The organism is Pseudomonas sp. A125, from assembly GCF_055409485.1.
In genome coordinates this window covers 1-500 of sequence record NZ_JBUZVP010000101.1, presented here as the reverse complement: position 1 = coordinate 500, position 500 = coordinate 1, and the positions used below count along the sequence as shown (strand labels likewise).

Below are 500 nucleotides of genomic sequence, written 5' to 3'. Positions count from 1 at the left end.
ATCCTCGACCTGATCGCCGGGCAGATCGGCAAAACCCAACTGGCTCAGGAGCTGGTCAAGGAGATCGAACTGATTTCCGGCGACGGCCCGGGGTCGGTAAATGACCGCCTGGAGCAGGCCAAGCAGGAATTGGAAGACCTGATCGACCAGATCACGGACGCCCTGGTCTACGATCCGACCAAAACCTACGCTGCCGGCGACGTGGTGCGACAGGGCCAGCACCTGTACCAAGCCACCGCACCGGTACCGAAAAAAACTACACCACCAAATGCCGCGTACTGGTTCGATATCGGCACCATTGCCGAGACAACCAAGGCCATGGCGCTGCAGATCCAGCAGAACAAGGCGTCCATCGATACTGTAGACGGCAAGGTCACTGCCCAGGCATCTGCACTGCAATCGCTTCAGGCGAGCTGGCGGGAGGATAACGGAGAGGGCGCGCTGACTGACGCCCTGCAAGGCTGGGATGCCACGGCGAAGTTCGCCCAGCAGGTGAAGGT

1 pseudogene is annotated in these 500 nt (G+C 60.6%); it reads left to right on the top strand.

The features are described 5' to 3' along the window. Positions 1 to 500: pseudogene (locus ACZRN6_RS36590) on the top strand (hypothetical protein); the annotation flags it as partial.